We start from the raw sequence: 5,655 nt of genomic DNA, 5'->3' as shown, positions 1-5,655 counted from the left end.
TTGGAGGGGTCATCTCCGGTGGTGATCAACCGGGTGGCTGCGGTGGTGGCGGTGTTGAAATCGGTGGCGGTTGCTGCCTCGTGGAGGCTTTCAAACAGCCGGCGCCGGTCGGCTGCTGGGGCGGTATCGAGCCAATCGCGAATCGGGTCATCGACCATGCGGCGCACTGGTGAGTGATTCCAGGACCCGGGTTTGGTCATTAACAGCGGTAACAGGGCTGCCGGTTCAAAAATGGTGCCTTCATGGCGACCAAACACCCGTTGAAAGGTGACTACCGGGGTGGAGTCTTCATCCAGGATTTCGATCGTGTCGGCTCGGATGCCCACGGTCAGAGCTCTGCCATGGAAGCTGGGTCCGGCGGCATAGGTGTTGGCTTCGACTTGAATATAGCCGCGTCGATCCGCTTTGCGTGGTTCATAGCGCACTGGATCAAATCCGATCCCCGGTAAGGGCAAGCAGGCCTGCAGGTCCTCAGTAAATAAGTCGCTGATTGGCACGTCATGACGGTAATGGTCCCGGCTGGCGAGGTCATCACAGCGGGCCAATAGCATCGCATTGAGCGCCTCCATCGAGGTCACCTCAGGCTCAGGGACCATGAGGTTGCGCCGTAAAAAGCCCACCGCGTTTTCCACGCTGCCTTTCTCATGCCCGGAGTCCGGGTTGCAATACCTGGAGTGGGCGCGGTAGTGCAGTCGGAATGCCGAAAACAATGTCGTTTCGACCACTTGTTTTGCAATGCGTTTGCCAATGCCGGTTGCGTTATCGAACACCATCATGGTGGGGACCATGCCCACGTGTTCAAAAATCGTGCGTAACCCGTGGCAGACACATTCTGCGGTTTCACCGCGGTAGGCTTGGGCGTACCGCATGTTGGAAAACGGAAACGTCAAGATCAACACGTGTAAGATCGTGCGGAGCCCGGCAATGACGGCTTCGGCCTGGCCGAAATCCACCTGAATGGTTCCGGTGGCCACTCCAACTCGGAAAAGCCGTCTGACATCGGGCGGTGCTGGGCCCGCCAGTGTTTCACATAGCGTTGCACCGGTGAATATGATCCCGTATAGCCGTGTTCGGCCACCAACCGGTCAAAGACTCTACGGGCGGTGTGTTGTTGTTTATGCCAGCGTCCTTGGTCTTCGGTCAGCCATTGGTCAATGATCGGCTCATAGGCGGCCACGACCGACCCGCCTGGGCGTTTCACCGGCGCTGGTGGCTTCGGTGAAAAATCCTGTTGCGCACTATATTTTGCTACAGAATCGCGGCTAATGCCTAAGCGCTTGGCAATCTCACGCTGAGATCACCCCAATTCCGTGAGTTCTCTGATATCTTCTTGTATCGGTAGAGTCGGCCTGAGGCGCGGTGCCACGATTGCTCGTGATCCGTTCCCCCAGGCCGCTCTCCGAACCGGACGTGCAGCTTTCACCGCATCCGGCTCTCCACGGTCGTTGTCACTGGGATGGTTTCAGCTCGTTCAAAACGGGGCGGGGATTTTGTTGCCTCGATAGCGGCACCGACGAATCGGGACCTCGGCGAGATTGTATAACGTAATCCCGTCCGCGCTGATGGGATGCCACCGACCGGTATGATCGGTGAGCCATCGACGAACGTCTTGCCATTTCCAACGGTGTTGCACACGTTGCCATCGCACAATGCGCCACCACATGACATGCTGCACGTGGCGGAACGTGTGTTTAGCAACCGCATGTTGGAAATAGTTTGACCAGCCACGGGTGATTCGGTTGAGCCGAATCACCGTATCCTTGAGACTTTGCTGTGACGTGGCACGGGTCAGATCCCTGATTTTCTGTTTCACCGAGGCAATCGCCCGAGGGGCGATAAAGGTGTAAACATGCCAGGTATCTTGGGTCCCTTGTTTCTTGGCCCATTGGATATGGAACCCTAAGAACTCAAAGCCCGTACTCATGTGCACGATCTGGGTCTTCGCCTCAGACAAGACGAGTCCCATCGGTGATAGCACCTCATGAATCTCCTTGCGCAGCTCAACCAGGTGGTCTTTGGATCCATTCGTGAGCACGACAAAATCATCGGCATAACGAATAATCCGCCAATTAGGTAGACCCTTCCACCGTCGACGCGTCCGGCGCATATTGGTGGACATTTTCCCACCAGTCTGCCAGGGTGCATGGAAGTACTCATCAAGTACCGATAACGCAACGTTAGCTAAAACTGGCGATAAGATGCCACCCTGCGGGGTACCGGTATAGGTTTCTTGGTGATCACCAAGTTCACTGAGAATCCCGGCTTTCAAAAACCCTTTGACCAGCCGCAGTACGCGCTTATCTTTGATTCGATCCCGAACCCGCCCCATCAGGGCGGTATGATCGATCCGGTCAAAACACGCTTCGATATCAGCATTCAGGACCCAACGATACCCTTGGGACCCAAACATCTGAATCTCAGCGATCGCGTCGTGAGCCCGCCGCTTGGGCCGAAACCCATAAGAGACCGGCAAAAAGTCGGCCTCAAAGATTGGTTCCAGCACTATCTTCACGGCTGCCTGAACCACCCGGTCCGCGATCGTGGGAATCCCTAACCGACGCAGCTTACCGCTACCGCCAGGTTTAGGGATCTTGCGTTCACGCACCGGTTGAGCACGAAACGTGCCCGTTTTCAACTGCTCTCGCAGGTCGTCCAGGAACCAGGAGACACCAATGTCTTCAGCGATCATCGTGGCCGTGAGGCCATCTGATCCTGCTGATCGTGCACCCTGGTTCGTGACAACCCGTTGCCACGCCACATGCAGCGTAGTCGGGTCGTGCACGAGGTTAAACACATCATCAAACCGACGACTGGGATCAGCCGTGGCCCAGTGGTGAAGTTTCGTCTGAATCTGCGATACCCACAGCTCCGGCGACTCCCGAATCTGTGGAGGACTGGTATTCACCGGTCCGTCTTTCGTTATGACAGTACTCATATTTTCCTTCTCACTTCCGCTGCCGTTCTTCCCCACGTGACCGGCTTTCCCGGCCTCAAAGTACTACAACGGCTCCGCCCCATCCTGATCCGATCGACTGATAACGAGCCCAGCCAACCCGTGATCACTGGTGGTGATCCAGGCGGCAAGGATCAGGGTGGTTCCCGTGTTCACTTGTGATCGTTTGATGAAGGAGACACCCGTCTCTGCTCCTGTGACCTCGCTGTGACTACCCCGTAGCGTTTTCATCACAGCCTCCCGCCCTGACCCATACCCACAGGACAACAGTCAACCACGATATCCGTGGTTGTGCGCCACCTCCGGCCAATCCACCAGGTTGCGGCCGGCGACAGTTTGAGAAGTGTAAAACGACGGTTCCTCTCGTATGCCTTTTCATCTTGCTTGCACGACCCGCCCTATCTGGCAGTCCTAGCACGTCCGTGCTTTGTCAGAGCCGCTTGCCACCTGAACCAGCGTCTCCTGGATCAGGCTGCTCTCAGCTACAACGACCCTGCTACGACAAGGCCTTTGGTGAAGGTTTCGCACCTCCACTCGATCAACAAGCGCCTCACGGCGCACGCATGGGCACCGTCATGGACTTTCCAGTTCCTTCCCGCGCTGCCGTTGGGTGAAAAGATAGTAGCGCATGAGGAACTCATATACCAGGACAGAAGGTGCTCATCGCCGTTTATAACAACTGCGACAGCACACGCATCCATCATCTGGAGATCAACTGGACAACACCACACAACATGCATGTGGATAACTGGCCGGATTCTTATCGCTCTTTTGGCTGGAAACCAGCCGCTGAACTGGCTGGAAATTCCTGCTCATCTGGCCTACTTCTAGTTGATCACAAACACTTGTCGGTTCGGGTGCGGTACTCGGGCTCGGCGGTGGTCTTCGGAGTCGCCTTGGGCAAAGCCGTGTAGGCCTGGGACGGGGTGCGTCGGTTCAGGGCCCGGTGGGGCCGATCCGTGTCATACCAGTGCGCAAACACATCTAAGAGCCCTTGCAACTGCTCGAGTGAATCGGGCAAGGCTCGGGCGCCCAGCCAGCGTTTGAGGGTCTGGTGAAACCGTTCGATTTTGCCTTGGGTTTGGGGGTGCGAGGGTGCCCCGTTGCGTTGTTGGATCTGATGGGCGGCCAGCAGTTTCTCGAATCCGTTTTTGACCCCGGGCCGGGCAGTGAATCGCGCGGTGAAGACCATCCCGTTATCGGTCAGCGTGGCAGCCGGTGGCCCATAGGTGCTAATCGATTGATCCATGACCGCGACGACATCGGCACTGGTCCACAGGGCTTTGGCCTGGATGGTCAACAGCAACCGGGAGTGGTCATCTAAGAAATCTAAGATCTCCACGCGGGTGCCATCGGCGAGAAACCAGTAGGTGATATCGGCCTGCCAACATCCATTGGGTAGCTCGGCTTGGAATCGCAGATACGAGGATTTGGGGCGTTTCTTTGGTTGTGGGGTCACCAGGCCAGCAGCCCGCAGGCTGCGTTGGATGGTGGAGGTGGATGGCACCTGGAAGCCTTCGCGTTCGAGGTGCCAGGCGATGGTTTCTGGGCCAGCGTCGGCACCGTCGGCCACCAGGGCCTGGCGCAAGGCAATAATCCGGGCGCGCACTGCCTCGGTCGTGGTGTGGGGTCGGGATTTGGGTGCCTTAGATTGGGGTAACACCTCAGTGACCCCACCGCATCGATACCGTTGCACGAGCTGATGAACCCATTGCCGGGATACCCCCAACTTCGCTGCAGCCTGAGCAATACTCAAGCCTTGATCCACCACCGAACGAACAATAACCGGATTCTTTTGAGACCTAGACATAGCCCATCATCGCGCCACACAGTGTCCACGATGTCGCGACTCATCGGTCAATGGTCTCTTGGGTTCACTGCAGTCAAGACATGTCAACAATGTCGTGACACTACACACCCTTGCCTCCACACTTGTTCTGAGTCGGACATCGTTGACAGATGAGTCGTGACATGGATGACAAGAGCTCTGGAATTCATTTCCGGAGCTTTTGTTGTCTCAAGAATAGTGCAAGGGTTTAATGGTTGGATGGTTTACGCCAGGTAGGTGCCTGGTAATCGGCTTCTTTGCTAAATGAGTGCTTTTTCGGGCGTGTCATGGTCGGGATGATCGGCCGCCCCAGCCGTGTTGGACGCCGATGACTTTTTCGGTGGAAAAGGCACGGCTATCGAGCGCCTGTTCGAGGGGTTCGTCGATGACGGGTTGGACTCGTGGAGTCATATCATAATGCTGTGGCGGGATGAACGCGTGGAGGGGCTGGTGCGTTGTTGCAACCACCACGGCGCGTTTGGGGCGTTCCGGCCGCTTTCCCACTATAGCGAGAGTACTTGCCGTAAGAACGCATAACACTGCCTTCAATCCGATTCGTGCGCGACGACAGCGGGTTTTGCACATGGGAGAGCAGCTGCGATTGGAGGTAAGGAAATGGTCTGCCCTGGCGGGCCTGAGTCGCCATGAGGCTGTGGGCCTTGCGCACCCGCTCTAGGCTGGACCACCGTGGGGTGGTGGCTGGTGGCCTGGCATAGGTTTTAGGTCCAAGAAGTGCTTAGGGGTAGGATGCCAGGTCGCTAGCGGCGGCATCTACGCCACCGTCCCTCCAAGTATCAGATCGTCATCACCTAGTTGAGTTTAGCCTTGATCCACCGATGAGTAGTCGGACGTCTGCCTAAAATTCTTCGGTGGG

Annotated in this window: 4 protein-coding genes; all 4 read right to left on the bottom strand. The window is 56.8% G+C overall.

What is annotated here, in order from left to right; translation table 11 throughout:
• The coding region (locus L0H14_RS11550; RefSeq protein WP_301421902.1) for an IS21 family transposase at window positions 1–974 on the bottom strand (974 nt) is incomplete at its 3' end.
• Between the two features lie 497 nt (window positions 975–1,471).
• Window positions 1,472–2,935, bottom strand: coding sequence for a group II intron reverse transcriptase/maturase (ltrA, locus tag L0H14_RS11545; RefSeq protein ID WP_301418034.1), 1,464 nt, complete (start codon window positions 2,933–2,935; stop codon window positions 1,472–1,474).
• A gap of 853 nt (window positions 2,936–3,788) precedes the next feature.
• Window positions 3,789–4,763 carry an IS481 family transposase gene (locus L0H14_RS11540; protein ID WP_301418036.1) on the bottom strand — a complete coding sequence of 325 codons (975 nt, stop codon included), beginning with the start codon at window positions 4,761–4,763 and terminating at the stop codon, window positions 3,789–3,791.
• A gap of 303 nt (window positions 4,764–5,066) precedes the next feature.
• A complete protein-coding gene (locus L0H14_RS11535; protein ID WP_301418038.1) occupies window positions 5,067–5,285 on the bottom strand; it encodes a hypothetical protein in 219 nt (72 codons plus the stop codon).
• Window positions 5,286–5,655: the final 370 nt, after the last annotated feature.

Origin of the sequence: Yaniella sp., assembly GCF_030453185.1 — a bacterium.
Classification (GTDB): Bacteria; Actinomycetota; Actinomycetes; order Actinomycetales; family Micrococcaceae; genus Yaniella.
This window is presented reverse-complemented; position numbering and strand designations above follow the sequence as displayed.